Source organism: Mesorhizobium sp. M0598 (genome assembly GCF_040320865.1).
Classification (GTDB): Bacteria; Pseudomonadota; Alphaproteobacteria; order Rhizobiales; family Rhizobiaceae; genus Mesorhizobium.
The window spans coordinates 81,334-96,699 of record NZ_JAMYQL010000012.1; the positions used below are offsets into that span (position 1 = coordinate 81,334).

The window sequence follows — 15,366 nt, forward strand, 5'->3', positions numbered from 1 at the left end:
ACCTGCCTTTCGCTCCGGCTGCTGAAGCGGCTTTATCGCGCCTACTGCAAGCATATTGCCCATTCGGCAAACTCGCGCGTCGAGGCCGTTTTCAGCGGCGCGAAGCAATCCCCGCCGCCTCGGAGCGGCTGGAGCGCCCGTCGCGGTCATCAAGCGGTCGCTCGCTACGCTCCCGCTACGGATTCGATGTCACCCATTGTGAGGCCGCAGCCCGATCACGGTCCGCGCTAAACCCAACCCGAACCAAAGTGTCCACAGGGACATCACCAGTGATGCCACGACCCAGACGAAGCTGCCCAGGGTGACTCCGAGCCACATGCCCAGGGGCCAACCGAGGAAGGCTCCAATTCCGGCCACGACTGCGATGTACGATGCCCAGACCGGCGTGGCTCGGTGAGTGGTCTGCGCCTCGTTGCCAGCGATCACGGCAACGGCCAACGCCAAAAACATGAAGCCGTTAGCCTTTCCTTCGGAAAATGCCCACCAGGCCTCGAAAGTTGCCGTGTCCCCGGCGGCAGCAGCGGCGGAGACCACGGTGGCCTCGGCCACCGCGGTCGTCATGGTCCAGAGGGCGCCGACAGTCAGCACACCCCAGGCAGACAACGTCCACCACGCCTCGGTGAGGCGCGATCTGGCCGCCAGCACGATCAGACCTGTCAGGACGAACAGTGATAGCGCTACCGCGGAAACCCAATGGATGATCGCCCATCGGACAGGGTCGTCGGTGATGACTCCCATCTGGCGACCCATATCGGGATCGATCGGACCATGGCCGACCAGCGCGCCTGCCAGCAGGATAGAGGCGATCGCAAGCCAAACTCCTGCTACGCGCGTTCCTTCTTCTGTGTTTGCCATAGAGACCTCGCGCAGTAATGGTCCCATGTCCCATCTAGCGCCAGATTTCAAACGGTTGCAAGATGGCCAATGATCGGAACGGGTCAACTGACGCCGTAGCATTGCCACGTCTGTACGACCGGAAAGGGTCGGAACAGATAATCCGCATCGGGCACCAAGCGTCAGATTTTTACCACTAGCAGCTGCAGGTCGCCCCCTCGCCGCCAAAATTCTTTTGGGCGAAATTCAAGGCGCTGCCGTAGCTCGTATAGCTCTGGAACTGGCAAACGTTGGAGCCGGCCCGCACCTTCATCTGCTCGATATCCCAGAACGAAACCTCGATGCGGTCGTCGGCGCAATAGACCGTATAGCGTTCAGGTTCCAGCGCCTCGGCCTTCTGCACAGGCGTCAAAACGGCCGAGATGGAAAGTATGAAAAGTACAGATATGATGGCATGACGCATTTGCATGTAGACCCCCGAATGACCGCCGGCACTACTTATGGCCGCGATGTTGAGGCGACGCATCATGATTTTAAGCAGTCGCCGTGTTCTTTCGGCAGTCATAAATCAGGTACGGACGGCGCCTCCTTGTAGCGCAACGGTCCGCTATCCCGGAACAAACCTACATAGAAACGAGTTTCTGCTCATCGAGATGTGAGGGAAAGCCATGTCCAGACTTGTTTTGGCGGCCGCCGTGCTGCTTGTCGGCGGATCGGCCTTTGCCGCGGACGAAAATCCGGTGCCGCCGCAGAATGCCAAGAAGCTGTCGGAAATCATCGCCAAGGTCGAGCAGCGCGACGACTTCCGCTACATCAAGGAAATCGATTGGGACAGCGATGGCTACACCGTCATTTATTACACGAGCGACAAGGCGAAAGTCGAAATCACCTACGATCCGGTGACAGCCGCGCCGAAATAGTCGCTGCCTGCAAAGGTTAGCATTCGAAAAAGGCGCGCCCGGAGGCACCCGGCATTGGGCATGCACTTGCGCAGATATGACTTTGATGGCTGACTGCGGTGCTATCATTGCGCGCGGGGGTGGGCATGGCGACGGTAAAGCACGTATTGAAGCGCTTCCTGATGATGCTCGCGGGTTATTTCATAGCGGTACTGGTTGGGCTGATCGCGGCGGCGGCGATCTATGGCGGGCTGAGTTCGCTGCCAAATGCGCCGAATTATTTCGACGTCATGGGTGTCACCCCCGTTGCGGTGCTGCTGTTGCCACCGCTCGGCATGTTCATCTATTTTCTGACGATCGTGCTGACCGGCCTGCAGACGCTGATCTTCGCACTAATTGCCGAGTTTTTCTCGCTGCGCAGTTTTTGGCTGCACATGGTCTTCGGCGCGGCGGCCGCGGTTGGCGGCTTCGCCTTGATCTGGCCCAGTGTACCGGATGACACGAACCCGGAGCGCTGGGCCGATATCGGCATCATTGCCGCCGCAGGCGTTGTCGCGGGCTTGGTCTATTGGCTCATCGCCGGACGCGATGCCGGTTTCCGGCGTCCGCTGTTTCAGCGCTAGAACCGCATTCGTCAACTTGCCGGCGAACGCACCGCTTCCGTGCTGTCGAGCGCCTGCTGCAGCCTTGTATCGCGGCCGTAGACGTCGTTGAAGTATTCGACCTTGCCGGACAGGTCCGGCCATGCGGTGAAATAGGCGACGTAGACCGGGATCTTGCGTGTCACGTCCTCGGTCGAATGTCCCTGTTTCAGTTTGTCCTCGATGTAGTCGACCGAGGTGCCGAGCACGGCAGCGGCCATGCCGCGCGGATCCTGCAAGCGAACGCAGCCATGGCTGAGCGCACGCATGTCGCGCTGGAAAAACGACTTTTGCGGCGTGTCGTGCATGTAGATTGCATGCTTGTTGGGGAACAGTATCTTCAGCTCGCCCAGCGCATTGGCCTCGCTTGGCAGCTGGCGCACGCCGTAGGGTATCTTTGCGCCGTAGGCGCCCCAATTGACCGAGGACGAGGGAATGCGCTTGCCGCGGGCATTGACCACCTCGTAGCCGGCGCGGTCGAGATAGCCAGGATCCCGGCGCAGCCGCGGCAGCATCTCGTTGACCAGGATCGATTGCGGCACGCCCCAATAGGGATGGAAGTCGACCTGCTCTATCTGGTCATAGAAGAAAGCAGTCTGGTTGGTGGGCCTGCCAACCACGGCGCGGGTCTTCAGTTTCTCCTCGCCATCATCGATATAGCTCGCGGTGAAAGCCGGCTGGTTGATGAAGACGCGCGGGCTGCCAAGGTCGGAAGGCAACCAGCGCAACTCTTCGAGCGCAACCCGAACCTTCTGAATTTTGTCGGCCTTGGACGTTCCGGCCAACGATGCAACGGTACGCGGGCCGATGACGCCGTCGCCTTTCATGCCGGCCCGTTTCTGCACCGCCTTGATCACCGGCACCAGCTCCGGATCGTAGACCTCGCTGGTAGCGAGCCTCGCCAGGACCTCGCCATAGGCGCCGCCCATCTCGTCATCGAGATTGCGCGCGATCTTTGTCAAAAGCTTCGGCAGCTCGGGGCTGGTCTGCCCCGGCTTCAACAGCAGATTGGGATCGATGGTGATTTCGTCTTCGGCGCTGGCCTGGAGCGCTTCCAGTTCGACGCGCAGCGCCTGATACTCGGAATTCTGTGGATGCCGCGACTCGAGATAAGTGCGCACTTGCTGGGTATGGGCCAGCGTCTTCAGCACCCCTTCCATGTCGAGCGGCTTCGGCGGAAAATCGTAGTAGCCGGTCATGCGGTTGGGATCGACGCGGCCGCCTTGTGCGTCACGGGCGTAGCGCAGGACACGCGCCGACAGCGCCATCTCGAAGCGGACCAGCTCTTTCAGGCGTTCATCGGCATTGCCCGCCGATGTGCCTGCTGCCGGAACTTCGACGGTGTAGTCGGCGGGCGTCAGGCCGTAACTCGCGGCCTCGCCCAGCATCCGCACGGCATCCTGGGCACGGCTGCTGGGACTGGTTCCCGTCACCCAGATGAATTCCGGATTGGCCGAGTAATAGGCGATCAGCGCCTTGGCGATGTCCTTCTCGGCGTAGAGGTCATAGCCGTCGAGGCCGGCAATGGCTTCGCGGAATGCAGCCCCAGTGGCCGCCGGCTCGAAAGCAGCGTCCTGAGGCGTTGCCGGTTCAGGCGCTGCCGACAGTGCCGAAAAATCGACGCGCACCAGCGGATCGCTCTTGTAGGTATAATAGGACGGGCCGCTGATTTGCGCACCACCACCGCCCCCACCACCGGAAGCGGCCGGCGCCCTGGGCTTCGGCTTGTATTTTGACGGTGGCGGCGGAAAGTTACCTTTCGGCGGTGCGTGTTTGACGCCGCCGCCGAAAAGCATGTCGAAGAACCCTTGCGCTTCAGCCTTCGGCGCCCCGAAGGCCAGCATTGCCGCGGCCACCGCAAACGGCAGCACGGTTGCTTTGATTCCAAGGAGTTTCATGGATCACCCGCTCCGGTTGAACCGGCTCCCGTTCCGCACCGCTTTCACGGTCTCGCCCACCCCATGGCGGATGTAAGGCGTGACTACACTGATTCATACTGATTTCGTTAAGCTTCCATAAATTTCGGAACGTCTGTTGCAGAACAGTTTCACAACGTCGTGACGGGGGAGCGAATCCACCGTCGCTCCCGACCAATGGTAGTGCCCGTGAGCCAAGCCTCAAGCGTTGGCGCCGCCGTCGATGGTCAATGCAGCGCCTGTCACGAAGCGCCCTTCGGGGCCGGCAAGCCAGGCGACCATGCCGGCGATCTCGTCGGCCGTGCCGAAGCGAGGCATCGCCATCCTCTGACGCTGATGCTCGGCGTGGGGGCCGGCTGCCGGATTCATGTCGGTATCGGTCGACCCCGGATGGACGACATTGGCGGTGATGCCGCGCGGACCGAGATCGCGTGCAAAGGCCTTGGTCAGGCCAACCAAGGCAGCCTTGCTGGCCGAATAGGCGCTCAGGCCGGTGTCGGTGGCACGCTCGGCCAGATTGCTGCCGATCGAGATGATCCGGCCACCCTCGCCCATATGCGCTGCTGCCGCCTTGGCGGCGACGAACGGGGCTCTGAGGTTGACCTCCATCGTCTCATCGAAGTCGGCAAGCGACAGGGCATCGATCGGCGCAGCGCGCCAGATGCCGGCGCTGTTGACGAGGATGTCGAGCCGTCCGAAGGCTTTTGCTGCCTCATCGACTGCCGCCTCGATCGCCCCAGCATCGCGATTGTCGGCCTTGATGGCAAAGGCCCGGCCGCCGGCCGCCTCGATTTCCCTGACCACCGCACGCGCCCCTTCCTCGCCATTCACATAGGTGATCACCACGCCTGCGCCGTCGGCCGCGAGCCTTCTTGCAATCGCCGCACCAATGCCGCGGCTGCCGCCGGTGACGAGGGCGGCCTTGCCGTTCAAGCTTCTGGATGACATCTGCTTCTCCATTTTGTAGTGATTGATACATAAATATCTGCCAGCCTTGCTGAACCACGTCAACTGAATTATGTATCGATCAATACAGAAAGGATGCCATGCCGGAACGAGGCCGCCCCCGCACCTTCGATCGAGCCGCCGCCTTGCGGCGCGCAATGGAAGTGTTTTGGGCCAAGGGTTATGAGGGCGCGTCGATAAGCGACCTGACCGCTGCAATGTGCATCAACTCACCCAGCCTCTATGCCGCCTTCGGCAGCAAGGAAGCGCTGTTTCTCGAGGCAACCGAGCTTTACACGCGGGTCGAGGGAACCGAGATCTGGGCCGCGCTGGAAAAGGCGCCAACCGCGCGCCAGGCGGTCGAGCGGTTCCTGCGGCAGACGGCCAGGGCCTATTCACAGACCGGTCGCCCGCAAGGCTGCCTGATCGCGCTCGGCGCTTTGCACCAGGATTCAAGCCGCGGCGCCATCTGCGATGATCTGCGCCGTCGCCGCGCCGAAAACCGCGAAGCCTTGCTGAGACGCCTCGAGCGTGGCGTGGCCGAGGGGGAGTTGCCGGCCGATTTCGACTGCGGTACGGCCGCGACCTTCTACGCGACCGTGCAACACGGCATGTCGATCCAGGCGCGCGACGGCGCGTCGCGCTCGGCTCTTCTGGCGACGGTGGCCGGGGCAATGGCAGCTTGGATAGCGATGGCCAGCACCGGGGCAGCGTGACGGTCGAACCCGGCTGACAAGAACGATTCAGGTCACTGCAGAGACGGCTCCAGCCTGCCGGCAACGAAGCCAACGGCACGCTCCACCACACCCCTGTCGGCGAGAATGCGGCGGTGGCCGAGCCCGTCGGCCCAGTAAAGCCGCACATGGTCTCCGGCGCGCGTGTAGAGCCTTGCATGCTCGGCGGACACTTCGCGGTCGTCCGGCGCGTGGATCACCAGCGTCGGCAGCGGCGTGCTTGCGAGCTGGCGGTCACCGGTGAACTCGTGCAACGGCCGGCCGGCGATGCGCTCGACCCGGTCGGCCATGGCGGCCTGCGAGCGCGAGCCGACATTCAGCATGCGGCTGAAATCAGCGAAGATCGCCGGCAGCGAGCTCGGCGCGGCGATAAGCACCAGCCGCCCGGCCGCCAATCGCGGGATGTTCCTGATCGAACCGGCGACGGCGTTGGCGGCAACGGCACCACCAAAGGAATGGCCGACAATGGCCGCGAACGGGCCGAACCATTCGCCGGCAACCCGTGCCGCATCGACCGCACTGACCAGGGTAAGCCGGCGGCCCTGCGACTGGCCGTGGCCCGGCAGATCAAGCGAGACCACCTTGTAGCCGGCATCGCGATAGGCTTCGATCAGCGTGCGCATGTATTCGGTGCGCGAACGCCAACCATGGATGACGAGCACGGTGCCGGCAGTCGCCCTGCCCGGCTCGGGCCGGAATTCATGCACCATGACGCAGCCGGTTCTGGTCTTTAGCCGGTGATGGCGTGCCTGGGTCATGAAATCGGCGGCGCGATCGATTGCGCGGCGCTCGCCTTTGCTCAAGCTCTTCTCGTGCGGCGTGCGGCAGAACAGCTCGAATGCAGCACGCCCGGTGAGTCGCGGTGCCACATGCTCAGCCACGCCGAACGTGCCGCGGATGACCTTCAGTCCAAATGATGCCATAGTGGCGATCCATTCATTGGTTCAAGCATGAACATAATAGTTCAAACATGAACATTAAGCAAGACCTGCCCTGGGACAACCCGCGTTTTCGCAACTGGGTCGCGGTGGCGCGCGCCTGCCATGTGGTGGAACGCACCCTGGCGGTGAAGCTTGCGCCGCTCGACCTGAAGCCGGCGCAGCTCGACGTGCTGATGAACCTCTACCGTCATCCCGGCATGTCGCAGCACGACCTTGCTCGTCGGCTGCTGGTCGGCCGCTCCAACATCACCATGCTTTTGCCTCAGCTGGAGACCCGTGGCCTGCTGCGCCGCGAGGGCGACGAGAAGGACAAGCGCGTGCTGAGGCTGACGTTGACAGAGGCCGGCGAGGCACTGCTGATGCAAGCGCTGAAGGTCCATATGGCGCTGATCGAGAAGGCGATGAGCCAGTCGACGCCGGAACAATGTGACATGATCGGCGAACAGATGCGTAGGATTGCCGAGGTTTTGAAGACCGCCTGACAGCCCGGTGCTCCACCACCAAATGCTTCACCACATCGATTTTTTCGCGCGCTCGGGCCATTCCTTGTCGTAGACCTCGCCGTCAATGTTCTTGCGGCTGGTGATTTCCAGGATTTGGCCGGGAGTCGGCAGCGATCTCGGGTCGACATGCCTTGCCGGATTCCACAGTTCCGATCGGTGGATGGCGCGGGCGCACTGGAAATAAACCGCATCGATCTCGATGATCGTCACCGAGCGCGCCGGCTTGCCCTCGACTGCGAACGAGGCGCAGAGCCCGGTATCGGTGGTGATGTGGGCGCGGCCATTGACGCGCAGCGTCGTGCCGGAACCCGGCACCAGGAACAGGAGCGCGACGCGCGGATCGCGAAGGATGTTCCTTAGCGAATCGGCACGGTTGTTGCCGCGCCGGTCCGGCATCATCAGCGTTTTCGGATCATGGATGCGGACGAAGCCGGCGAGATCGCCGCGCGGCGAGCAGTCCAGCCCTTCTGGCCCGCAGGTTGCGAGCGCGGCAAACGGCGAAGCCTCGATGATAGCTGCGTATTCGCGAATCAGCTGGTCGAGTTCCTTGACCACCGACGCCTCGCCGGGCAGGCCATAGAGCGCTTCAAGCTGTTCGATGCTGGTGATCATGGACATGTTTTCGTCTCCAAAGCTTTGCCGGCGCTACTCCAGATGGATGACGTTTTCACGACAAGTGCCCGTTTGCCGGTCATCAGGAAACGGGTGTCGAGGCAACGCAAACAAGGGCAAACCGCTTTACCTGCATGATCGTGCCAACGAATACGGAGGTCAAAAATGGATAAACCGCTCGACCGGCGACGCACCGCCATGGAACTTATTGAAAACATGTTCAATGTTGAAATGCGTTTCCTCCAATCAGGGTCGGAGAGCCTCGATGTGCTTGCCGGCGCATTTCATGCCGAGATTGTCGTGCATGAGCCGCGCTCCCTGCCCTATGCCGGTGACTGGAACGGCCTCGACGGCGTTGGCGCCCTTTTCCGCAAAATGCGGGAAATCTGGAGCGACGTGGCGGTGGAGGACCTTCAGGTCGCCCAAAACGATGACACGGTGTTCATGAGCTGCTCGCTTTCGCTGACATCGCGGGCCAATGGTGCAACCATCAAACAGCCGTTTGCCGAAGTCTTGCGCTTCAAGAATGACCGGCTGATCGAAGGCACGCCGTTTTATTACGACACCAGCGAGATACTGGCGATCCTGCATTGACCTGAGAGTCCTGCGGGATCCATTCAACGGTCGCGGCTCAGCCCCTTCTCTTCCAGTTCGGCGAGATAGGCGGCCCAGCGTGCATCCTTCTCATGACCCAGCGTATGCAGGTAATTCCAGGTGAAGATGCCGGTATCATGGAAATCGTCGAAGGTAATGCGCACGGCATAATTGCCGACCGGCTCGATCTTCAGGATCGCCACATTGCGCTTGCCGGGAACGGTGACGCGCTGTTCGGGCGAATGGCCCTGCACCTCGGCCGATGGCGAAGCGACCCGCAGAAGCTCAGCCGGCAACTCGAACGGCTGATGGCCCGGAAAGGTCACGGAAAGCAGCTTGCGGTCCTTCGAGACCCTGAGTTCCTTTGGCGCTGTCATGGTGGTGGATCCTGCGGAGAACCGCCCTTCCTACGCCGCTTCGCGTCGAGGGAAAAGGCCGCATAGAAAGTTCCGACATGACCTGTCGGCGTCGGAATGTTACCGAAGATTCCGAGCTTCTATCTTGAATGGCAAGTTGGCTCGTATCACATAGCCATATATAACGAAGCCGTTCACGGCCACGGAAAGCGCATACGCATGGATATGATCGATCCTTTCGGTCGCACGATTACCTACCTGCGCGTGTCGGTTACCGACCGCTGCGATTTCCGCTGCACCTATTGCATGGCCGAGGACATGACGTTCCTGCCCAAGAAGGACCTGCTGTCGCTGGAAGAGCTCGACCGGCTCTGCACGGTCTTCATCGAAAAGGGTGTGCGCAAGCTCCGCCTCACCGGCGGTGAGCCGCTTGTGCGCAAGAACATCATGCACTTGGTACGCCAGCTTTCGCGGCATCTCGAGAGTGGTGCACTGGAAGAGCTGACGCTGACCACCAACGGATCGCAGCTTTCCCGCTTTGCCACCGAGCTCGCCGACTGCGGCGTCAAGCGCATTAACGTCTCGCTCGATACCCTCGATGCCGACAAATTCCGCCAGATCACCCGCTGGGGCAATCTGGACAAGGTCATGGACGGCATCGACGCCGCGCAGGCGGCCGGGCTAAAGGTAAAGCTCAACGCCGTGGCGTTGAAGGACTTCAATGACGCCGAATTGCCGGAAATGCTGCGCTGGGCGCATGGCCGCGGTATGGATCTGACGGTCATCGAAACCATGCCGATGGGCGAGATCGACGCCGACCGCACCGACCAGTATTTGCCGCTGTCGCTGCTGCGCGCGGCACTCGAGCGCCAGTTCACGCTAAGCGACATTCCCTACAAGACCGGTGGCCCGGCCCGCTATGTCCAAGTCGCCGAGACCGGCGGACGGCTGGGCTTCATCACGCCGATGACGCATAATTTCTGCGAAAGCTGCAACCGGGTCCGGCTGACCTGCACCGGCACCCTTTACATGTGCCTCGGCCAGGAAGATGCGGCCGACCTGAGCGCGCCGCTGCGTGCGTCGGAAGGCAACGAGCTGGTCGCCGATGCCATCGACGAAGCAATCGGCCGCAAGCCCAAAGGCCACGACTTCATCATCGATCGCCGCACCAACCGTCCGTCGGTGTCGCGGCATATGAGCGTCACCGGCGGCTGATTTTTCGCCGATTTCGTGCAAGAATAATCGCCTTGGTATCGGCGCGAGGCAAGGCGTGCAGCGGTTTTTTGCAGTCCTGACGTTTTTCGGAGTGATGGCGGGGACCACGGCAGTTGCCGCGCCATTTACCTACACGAACGAGCGCTTCGGTACCATCTGCACCTTTCCGGATGAAATCTTCACTCTTCGCCAGCCTGAGCCGGACAATGGCGATGGACAACAATGGCTCACTGCCGATGGCGCCAGCCTGATCTGTTCGGGTATCCTCAACATCGATGATGACACCCCGACAGCCTTCGTCTCCGCCGAGAGGGCCAGCAAGGAACCTGGCTACAGGATCACCTACAGCAAGACCGGCAAGGACTGGGCGGTGCTCTCGGGCATCAAAGGCGGGAACATCTTCTATCAACGCCGCCTGTTCGGAAAAGACGGTGTCATCCGCACGGTCTGGATCGACTACCCGCCAGCCCTGAAATCGAAATACGACCCGCTCGTCGATGCGATCGCCGGCAGCCTCAGGGGACCGTGAGCATCCGGCGACGTCAGAACTTATTGGCAGCCTATTGTTTTTGCTAGCGAGTCACGGTTGTTGGCGCGTGTAGTCATATCGTACGGCAAGCCATTTTTTGCCGCTGCCATTGGCCTGGAGGAAATGTTGCTCGGCCACTTCGTGATTGTCGCCGTCCCTGGAAATGACGAAATCGGAGGCCGTGAACCGCCCTTCGACCTCGGGGCCGAAGCCGACGAAACCAAGCGGCTGGAACAGCAGTGAAATCTTGCCGTCCTCCTCACCACCAAAACTCCAGGCGGGCATGATCCCTGCCGGGAAACGGGTGTCCATGGAGACATACTTCCAGCGGCCCTCCACCCGGTCATAGCTCAAATAGGCTATCCGCTGGAAGTCCGGCATTTTCGATCCGGGCGCCGGGCGCATTACCTCCTGCATGAAGGGACCGATCATCGTGCGCTCGGCCACCAGCCCCGTCATCACGATCGGCTGGGCGCCGGGCGTTGGCCAGATCGTGTTGACGACGGACCATTTCCCGACGCGGCGAGCGAGCTCATCCGCTTCGTGACCCGGCGTGGACATCCGTTCGACTGCCGACGCCGAAGCGCCGTTCTCGGCGAACGCAGGCGCTATCGCCATGAGGATAACCGCCAGGGTAGAAGAGAACCGAAAAGCCGACGAAACATGCCGCCTGCTGCCTGTGCCAAGCCAGTCCGCATTGCCTCGTGCATTCATCATGGACCATCTCCCCAACACGATCAAAAGCTTACAATGACCAATTTGGTGAATCTTGCCGAGCAAATTTGATCTCGTCGAAAAATTTTCCTCGAGCCGCAGTGTGACAAATTTGCCCTCCGAACCTATCCTTTAGAACGGCACCTTTTTTGGGGTCACACCCAGAAAAGGTCTTGTCCGCAAACGGTCACCGGATTTACCGCAAGCCCATTCGGGCCTAGCCTCTGCTCTGGAGCGGTTCTTCGCCCAGTGGGGGAATACGATATGCGCAAACTCATTCTTTCTCTTGCATTGCTCAGCCTCGCGGCCCTGCCCGCGGCGGCTCAGTCGATCGGCGGCACCTATGCCGTGGCCGGCACCAATTTCGATGGGTCGTCCTATGGTGGCGACGCCACGATCACGCTGACCAGCGAGACGACCTGCACGATCCATTGGGAGACAGGCGGCTCGTCCTCGGACGGTATCTGCATGCGCAACGACGATGCCTTCTCCGCCGGCTATGTCATGGGCAAGGCGTTCGGTCTAGTCGTCTACAAGGTGCAGGACGACGGCTCGCTGCGTGGCCTGTGGACGATTGCCGGCAAGGAAGGCAACGGCACCGAGGTACTGACGCCCAAATAAGCCCTGCCGCTCTTGCGCGGCAGATGTCACGGGCCACAGAAAGGCTGTGGCCCAGCCCTTTGACGTTGCTGTCTTGTGGGTGCCTGCTAGACGCTTGCTGCAGGACTCACCCGGTAATCGCCTTGCCTCTTTCGCCAAACCTCCGCGGCGCGTTGTTCATGATGGTGGCCATGGCTGGTTTCACTCTCAACGACGCGATCACCAAATTCTCATCGGAATCGATGAACATGGCGCAGGTCATGCTGATCCGCGGCGCCTTCGCTTCGCTTTTCGTTGGCCTGCTTGCGTGGCAACGGGGCGCGCTTGCCCGGCCAGGTTCGATGCTGCAGCCGACCGTTGCGCTGCGCGTCGCCGGCGAGGCCGGCGCCACGGTGTCGTTCCTGGTTGCTCTGGCGCATCTTCCGATCGCCAATGTCTCCGCCGTGCTGCAGGCGCTGCCGCTGGCGGTGACGATGGGCGCCGCGCTTGTGTTCAACGAGGGCGTCGGCTGGCGGCGCTGGCTGGCTATTGCCGTCGGTTTTGCCGGCGTGCTGATCATCGTGCGGCCCGGCTTCGAAGGGTTCAGCGTCTTTTCTCTGCTGGCGCTGGCCAGCGTCGCATGCTGTGCGGTGCGCGATCTCGCCACCAAGCGGATACCGCAGGCAATTCCGACATTGCTGGTGTCGAGCGCCACCGCGCTTGCCATGACGGTTCTGGGCGCGGCATTGCTTTCACCGATGGGCGGTTGGACACCGATGACAGGACAAAGCACGGCGTTCCTGGCGCTGGCGGCGGTGCTCGTGCTCATCGGCTACCACTTCATCATCACGGCGATGCGGGTGGGCGATATCTCCTTCATCGCGCCGTTTCGCTACACCGCCCTGCTCTGGTCGATCTTGCTTGGCTTCACGATCTTCGGCGATGTCCCCGATCTGCCGATGATCCTCGGTGCCACGATCATCATCGCGTCAGGCCTCTATGCACTCTACCGCGAACGGATCGTCGGACGGCGAAAAACAGCCGCCGAAAGCACTGGACCGGACATGGCGCCGGACGGCATATAGAGTGACTGTCGACGACTGTCTGATTTGAAAACTGGATTTTGGGTCTAGGCAGCAAACCATGGGCCGACATATTGCAGGGATCATTCTGGCCGGCGGCAGGTCGAGTCGGATGGGCGGCGGCGACAAGACGCTGCTTGCGCTTGGCGACGGCACCCTGCTCGACCGTGTCGTTTCGCGCCTTGGCCCGCAAGTTGGACCGCTGGCGCTCAGCGCCAACGGCGATCCGGCACGGTTTGCCGCCACGGGGCTTCCCGTGTTTGCCGACACCGTCAAGGGTTTTGCCGGGCCGCTTGCCGGGATCCTGACCGGCCTCGAATGGGCTTCCGACACGACCTGCCAGGCGCTGGTCACGGCTGCCGGCGATACGCCTTTCCTGCCCAGGGATATGGTCGAGCGGCTGCTCGCGGCAGCCGACGAACGCCCCGGCTCGATTGCGGTCGCCTGTTCCGGCGGCAAACGGCATCCGACCTTTGCACTCTGGCCGCTAGGGTTAGATCAGGTCTTGCGACAATTTCTCGTCGAGGAAGACAACCGGCGCGTTGCGGCGTTCATCGACCGGCACGGTTTTGTCGAGGTGGAATTTCCCATCCTGAAATCCGGCGGGGCCGAGATCGATCCGTTCTTCAACATCAACACTCCCGACGACCTTGCCCAGGCCGTGCATCTGTTGCAGAGCATCGAGCCATGAAAAGACGTATTTTCGGCGTCACCGGCTGGAAGAACTCCGGCAAGACGACATTGACCGAAAAGCTGGTAGCCGAACTCGTCCGGCGCGGCTGGAAAGTGTCGACGGTAAAACACGCCCATCATGATTTCGACATCGACAAACCCGGAGCGGACAGCTTTCGCCACCGGCAGGCGGGAGCGATGGAGGTCGCGGTCGTGTCGGGCAGGCGCTGGGCGCTGATGCACGAATTGCGAGGCGAGGACGAGCCGACGCTAGACGCGATCCTGTCACGGCTGGCACCGTGCGACATCGTGTTGGTCGAGGGTTACAAGCGCGAAGCGCACAAGAAAATCGAGACGAGACGGCTCGAGGCCAAGGACCGGACACCGCTCTCGGCAGGCGATCCACACATTGTCGCCATCGCCTCCGACTTCCCCATTGTCGGCGAAGACCTGCCGGCCTTCGATCTCGACGACACGAATTCGATAGCTGACTTCATCGAGCGCGCCACAAGCCTGTCGCGCTGAAAATGCGGCAGAAGACAGTTTCCGCCCACTTGCTTTCCAATTTAGGCGTCTGACCCGGCGTCATCGCTTTCTGAACATGACCTTCCCTCAAGCGACGGTTTTGCAGTTGCTTTTTCTTGGGAAAGAATGGGAGTATCGCATCAGCGGGCGGTCAAAAGCACCGCCCACAGAGCCGTTCGGGAACGACGGCCGGGACCAACAGAGAGGACCATTATGCGTATTGCACTGCGTATCGCGCTTGCCGCTTCGGCTGCGCTGCTGACGCTTGGCGTTGCCCAGGCCCAGGAAAAGACCTTGAGGATCGGCACCGAGGGAGCCTATCCCCCATTCAACAATCTGACAGCCGACGGCCAGCTCGTAGGCTTCGATATCGACATTGCCAAGGCGCTCTGCGACGAGATGAAGGTGAAGTGCACCTTTGTCGCGCAGGACTGGGACGGCATCATTCCCGCCCTTCAGGCAGGCAAGTTCGACGCCATCGTCGCGTCGATGTCGATCACGCCGGAACGCGCCGAGAAGGTCGACTTCACCCACAAATATTACAATACGCCGCCGGCGATCGCCGCCCCCAAGGACACTGACATCAAGGGTGTAACCAAGGAAGATTTGGCCGGCAAGACGATCGGCGTGCAGGCGTCCACCACGCATTTCAACTATTCGACCAAGACTTATACCGACAGCACCGTCAAGCCGTACCCGACCGCACAGGAATACCAGCTCGATCTGGCCAATGGCCGGCTCGATGCCGCCAATGACGACATCGTCGTGCTGCAGCAATGGCTGGATTCGCCGGACGGCGCCTGCTGCAAGCTGGTCGGCACAATCAAGCCGGTCATCGAAATCCACGGTCCGGGCGCCGGCATTGCCGTGCGCAAGGGCGAGACCGATCTGGTCAACCAGTTCAATGCGGCGATCGACGCCATCCGAGCAAACGGAAAGTACAAGGAAATCAACGACAAATACTTCAAATATGACGTTTATGGCGGCGAGTCCTGATCGACCGACATACGAGGACTTGAACGGCGGGAGATTCCCGCCGTGCTTATAAGGATGCCGCGCACGAGGGGTGACGCGG

General features: G+C 61.4%; 20 protein-coding genes. 12 read left to right on the top strand and 8 right to left on the bottom strand.

Annotated features, from left to right (window positions below; translation table 11 throughout):
- Positions 1-189: 189 nt before the first annotated feature.
- Positions 190-855: a hypothetical protein gene (locus NKI59_RS17220; protein ID WP_156948025.1), complete on the bottom strand. Its 666-nt coding sequence runs from the start codon at positions 853-855 to the stop codon at positions 190-192.
- A gap of 175 nt (positions 856-1,030) precedes the next feature.
- Entirely contained in the window at positions 1,031-1,303 is a 273-nt protein-coding gene (locus NKI59_RS17225) for a hypothetical protein (protein WP_352705563.1), read from the bottom strand.
- Between the two features lie 199 nt (positions 1,304-1,502).
- On the opposite strand from NKI59_RS17225, the gene NKI59_RS17230 reads away from it, so the two are divergent.
- Complete coding sequence (locus tag NKI59_RS17230) at positions 1,503-1,754, top strand: PepSY domain-containing protein (protein ID WP_023675031.1); 252 nt, start codon at positions 1,503-1,505, stop codon at positions 1,752-1,754.
- 125 nt (positions 1,755-1,879) lie between these two features.
- Positions 1,880-2,356 carry a hypothetical protein gene (locus NKI59_RS17235; RefSeq protein WP_352705565.1) on the top strand — a complete coding sequence of 159 codons (477 nt, stop codon included), beginning with the start codon at positions 1,880-1,882 and terminating at the stop codon, positions 2,354-2,356.
- Positions 2,357-2,367: 11 nt separating this feature from the next.
- Here NKI59_RS17235 and NKI59_RS17240 read toward each other — a convergent pair whose 3' ends face one another.
- Positions 2,368-4,272 carry a L,D-transpeptidase family protein gene (locus NKI59_RS17240; RefSeq protein ID WP_352705567.1) on the bottom strand — a complete coding sequence of 635 codons (1,905 nt, stop codon included), beginning with the start codon at positions 4,270-4,272 and terminating at the stop codon, positions 2,368-2,370.
- A 219-nt stretch (positions 4,273-4,491) separates the two neighbouring features.
- Positions 4,492-5,238 carry a 3-oxoacyl-ACP reductase family protein gene (locus tag NKI59_RS17245; protein ID WP_352705570.1) on the bottom strand — a complete coding sequence of 249 codons (747 nt, stop codon included), beginning with the start codon at positions 5,236-5,238 and terminating at the stop codon, positions 4,492-4,494.
- Positions 5,239-5,336: 98 nt separating this feature from the next.
- On the opposite strand from NKI59_RS17245, the gene NKI59_RS17250 reads away from it, so the two are divergent.
- Complete coding sequence (locus tag NKI59_RS17250; protein ID WP_352705572.1) at positions 5,337-5,951, top strand: TetR/AcrR family transcriptional regulator; 615 nt, start codon at positions 5,337-5,339, stop codon at positions 5,949-5,951.
- A 32-nt stretch (positions 5,952-5,983) separates the two neighbouring features.
- On the opposite strand, the gene NKI59_RS17255 is transcribed toward NKI59_RS17250, so the two are convergent.
- Entirely contained in the window at positions 5,984-6,892 is a 909-nt protein-coding gene (locus tag NKI59_RS17255; protein WP_352456749.1) for an alpha/beta hydrolase, read from the bottom strand.
- Positions 6,893-6,939: 47 nt separating this feature from the next.
- Between NKI59_RS17255 and NKI59_RS17260 the strand changes: the two genes are divergently transcribed.
- Positions 6,940-7,392 (top strand): MarR family winged helix-turn-helix transcriptional regulator, encoded by a 453-nt coding sequence (locus tag NKI59_RS17260; protein WP_352448891.1) that lies wholly within the window; start codon positions 6,940-6,942, stop codon positions 7,390-7,392.
- Positions 7,393-7,419: 27 nt separating this feature from the next.
- On the opposite strand, the gene NKI59_RS17265 is transcribed toward NKI59_RS17260, so the two are convergent.
- The gene (locus NKI59_RS17265) at positions 7,420-8,031 is read right to left on the bottom strand and encodes a pyridoxamine 5'-phosphate oxidase family protein (protein ID WP_023675024.1); all 612 of its coding nucleotides are present in this window, start codon (positions 8,029-8,031) and stop codon (positions 7,420-7,422) included.
- A 159-nt stretch (positions 8,032-8,190) separates the two neighbouring features.
- Here NKI59_RS17265 and NKI59_RS17270 point away from each other — a divergent pair, with 159 nt between their 5' ends.
- A complete protein-coding gene (locus NKI59_RS17270; protein WP_352705574.1) occupies positions 8,191-8,619 on the top strand; it encodes a nuclear transport factor 2 family protein in 429 nt (142 codons plus the stop codon).
- 23 nt (positions 8,620-8,642) lie between these two features.
- On the opposite strand, the gene NKI59_RS17275 is transcribed toward NKI59_RS17270, so the two are convergent.
- Positions 8,643-8,996: a gamma-butyrobetaine hydroxylase family protein gene (locus tag NKI59_RS17275; RefSeq protein ID WP_023717628.1), complete on the bottom strand. Its 354-nt coding sequence runs from the start codon at positions 8,994-8,996 to the stop codon at positions 8,643-8,645.
- 198 nt (positions 8,997-9,194) lie between these two features.
- Between NKI59_RS17275 and moaA the strand changes: the two genes are divergently transcribed.
- Positions 9,195-10,190, top strand: coding sequence for a GTP 3',8-cyclase MoaA (gene moaA / locus NKI59_RS17280; protein ID WP_352705577.1), 996 nt, complete (start codon positions 9,195-9,197; stop codon positions 10,188-10,190).
- A gap of 55 nt (positions 10,191-10,245) precedes the next feature.
- Positions 10,246-10,719 (top strand): hypothetical protein, encoded by a 474-nt coding sequence (locus tag NKI59_RS17285; protein WP_352705579.1) that lies wholly within the window; start codon positions 10,246-10,248, stop codon positions 10,717-10,719.
- Between the two features lie 51 nt (positions 10,720-10,770).
- Here NKI59_RS17285 and NKI59_RS17290 read toward each other — a convergent pair whose 3' ends face one another.
- Positions 10,771-11,499 (bottom strand): DUF1579 family protein, encoded by a 729-nt coding sequence (locus tag NKI59_RS17290; protein WP_352705582.1) that lies wholly within the window; start codon positions 11,497-11,499, stop codon positions 10,771-10,773.
- Between the two features lie 198 nt (positions 11,500-11,697).
- Between NKI59_RS17290 and NKI59_RS17295 the strand changes: the two genes are divergently transcribed.
- The 5 genes from NKI59_RS17295 (at position 11,698) to NKI59_RS17315 (ending at position 15,287) form a co-directional block, all read left to right on the top strand.
- The gene (locus NKI59_RS17295; RefSeq protein ID WP_352681218.1) at positions 11,698-12,054 is read left to right on the top strand and encodes a hypothetical protein; all 357 of its coding nucleotides are present in this window, start codon (positions 11,698-11,700) and stop codon (positions 12,052-12,054) included.
- A 122-nt stretch (positions 12,055-12,176) separates the two neighbouring features.
- Positions 12,177-13,097 carry a DMT family transporter gene (locus tag NKI59_RS17300; RefSeq protein ID WP_352681216.1) on the top strand — a complete coding sequence of 307 codons (921 nt, stop codon included), beginning with the start codon at positions 12,177-12,179 and terminating at the stop codon, positions 13,095-13,097.
- 58 nt (positions 13,098-13,155) lie between these two features.
- Complete coding sequence (mobA, locus tag NKI59_RS17305; protein WP_352705585.1) at positions 13,156-13,785, top strand: molybdenum cofactor guanylyltransferase MobA; 630 nt, start codon at positions 13,156-13,158, stop codon at positions 13,783-13,785.
- Positions 13,782-14,291 carry a molybdopterin-guanine dinucleotide biosynthesis protein B gene (mobB, locus tag NKI59_RS17310; RefSeq protein ID WP_352705587.1) on the top strand — a complete coding sequence of 170 codons (510 nt, stop codon included), beginning with the start codon at positions 13,782-13,784 and terminating at the stop codon, positions 14,289-14,291. The genes mobA and mobB overlap by 4 nt, the downstream gene beginning before the upstream one ends.
- Before the next feature lie 213 nt (positions 14,292-14,504).
- A complete protein-coding gene (locus NKI59_RS17315) occupies positions 14,505-15,287 on the top strand; it encodes an ABC transporter substrate-binding protein (protein ID WP_023717637.1) in 783 nt (260 codons plus the stop codon).
- Positions 15,288-15,366 lie beyond the last annotated feature (79 nt).

Excerpts from the sequence above, each read along its gene's own strand:
- moaA (WP_352705577.1), top strand. The coding sequence starts at position 9,195 with ATGGATATGATCGATCCTTTCGGTCGCACGATTACCTACCTGCGCGTG.
- NKI59_RS17245 (WP_352705570.1), bottom strand. The coding sequence starts at position 5,238 with ATGTCATCCAGAAGCTTGAACGGCAAGGCCGCCCTCGTCACCGGCGGC.
- mobA (WP_352705585.1), top strand. The coding sequence starts at position 13,156 with ATGGGCCGACATATTGCAGGGATCATTCTGGCCGGCGGCAGGTCGAGT.
- NKI59_RS17315 (WP_023717637.1), top strand. The coding sequence starts at position 14,505 with ATGCGTATTGCACTGCGTATCGCGCTTGCCGCTTCGGCTGCGCTGCTG.
- NKI59_RS17250 (WP_352705572.1), top strand. The coding sequence starts at position 5,337 with ATGCCGGAACGAGGCCGCCCCCGCACCTTCGATCGAGCCGCCGCCTTG.
- NKI59_RS17225 (WP_352705563.1), bottom strand. The coding sequence starts at position 1,303 with ATGCAAATGCGTCATGCCATCATATCTGTACTTTTCATACTTTCCATC.
- mobB (WP_352705587.1), top strand. The coding sequence starts at position 13,782 with ATGAAAAGACGTATTTTCGGCGTCACCGGCTGGAAGAACTCCGGCAAG.
- NKI59_RS17270 (WP_352705574.1), top strand. The coding sequence starts at position 8,191 with ATGGATAAACCGCTCGACCGGCGACGCACCGCCATGGAACTTATTGAA.
- NKI59_RS17295 (WP_352681218.1), top strand. The coding sequence starts at position 11,698 with ATGCGCAAACTCATTCTTTCTCTTGCATTGCTCAGCCTCGCGGCCCTG.
- NKI59_RS17235 (WP_352705565.1), top strand. The coding sequence starts at position 1,880 with ATGGCGACGGTAAAGCACGTATTGAAGCGCTTCCTGATGATGCTCGCG.
- NKI59_RS17230 (WP_023675031.1), top strand. The coding sequence starts at position 1,503 with ATGTCCAGACTTGTTTTGGCGGCCGCCGTGCTGCTTGTCGGCGGATCG.
- NKI59_RS17255 (WP_352456749.1), bottom strand. The coding sequence starts at position 6,892 with ATGGCATCATTTGGACTGAAGGTCATCCGCGGCACGTTCGGCGTGGCT.
- NKI59_RS17260 (WP_352448891.1), top strand. The coding sequence starts at position 6,940 with ATGAACATTAAGCAAGACCTGCCCTGGGACAACCCGCGTTTTCGCAAC.
- NKI59_RS17220 (WP_156948025.1), bottom strand. The coding sequence starts at position 855 with ATGGCAAACACAGAAGAAGGAACGCGCGTAGCAGGAGTTTGGCTTGCG.
- NKI59_RS17265 (WP_023675024.1), bottom strand. The coding sequence starts at position 8,031 with ATGTCCATGATCACCAGCATCGAACAGCTTGAAGCGCTCTATGGCCTG.
- NKI59_RS17275 (WP_023717628.1), bottom strand. The coding sequence starts at position 8,996 with ATGACAGCGCCAAAGGAACTCAGGGTCTCGAAGGACCGCAAGCTGCTT.
- NKI59_RS17240 (WP_352705567.1), bottom strand. The coding sequence starts at position 4,272 with ATGAAACTCCTTGGAATCAAAGCAACCGTGCTGCCGTTTGCGGTGGCC.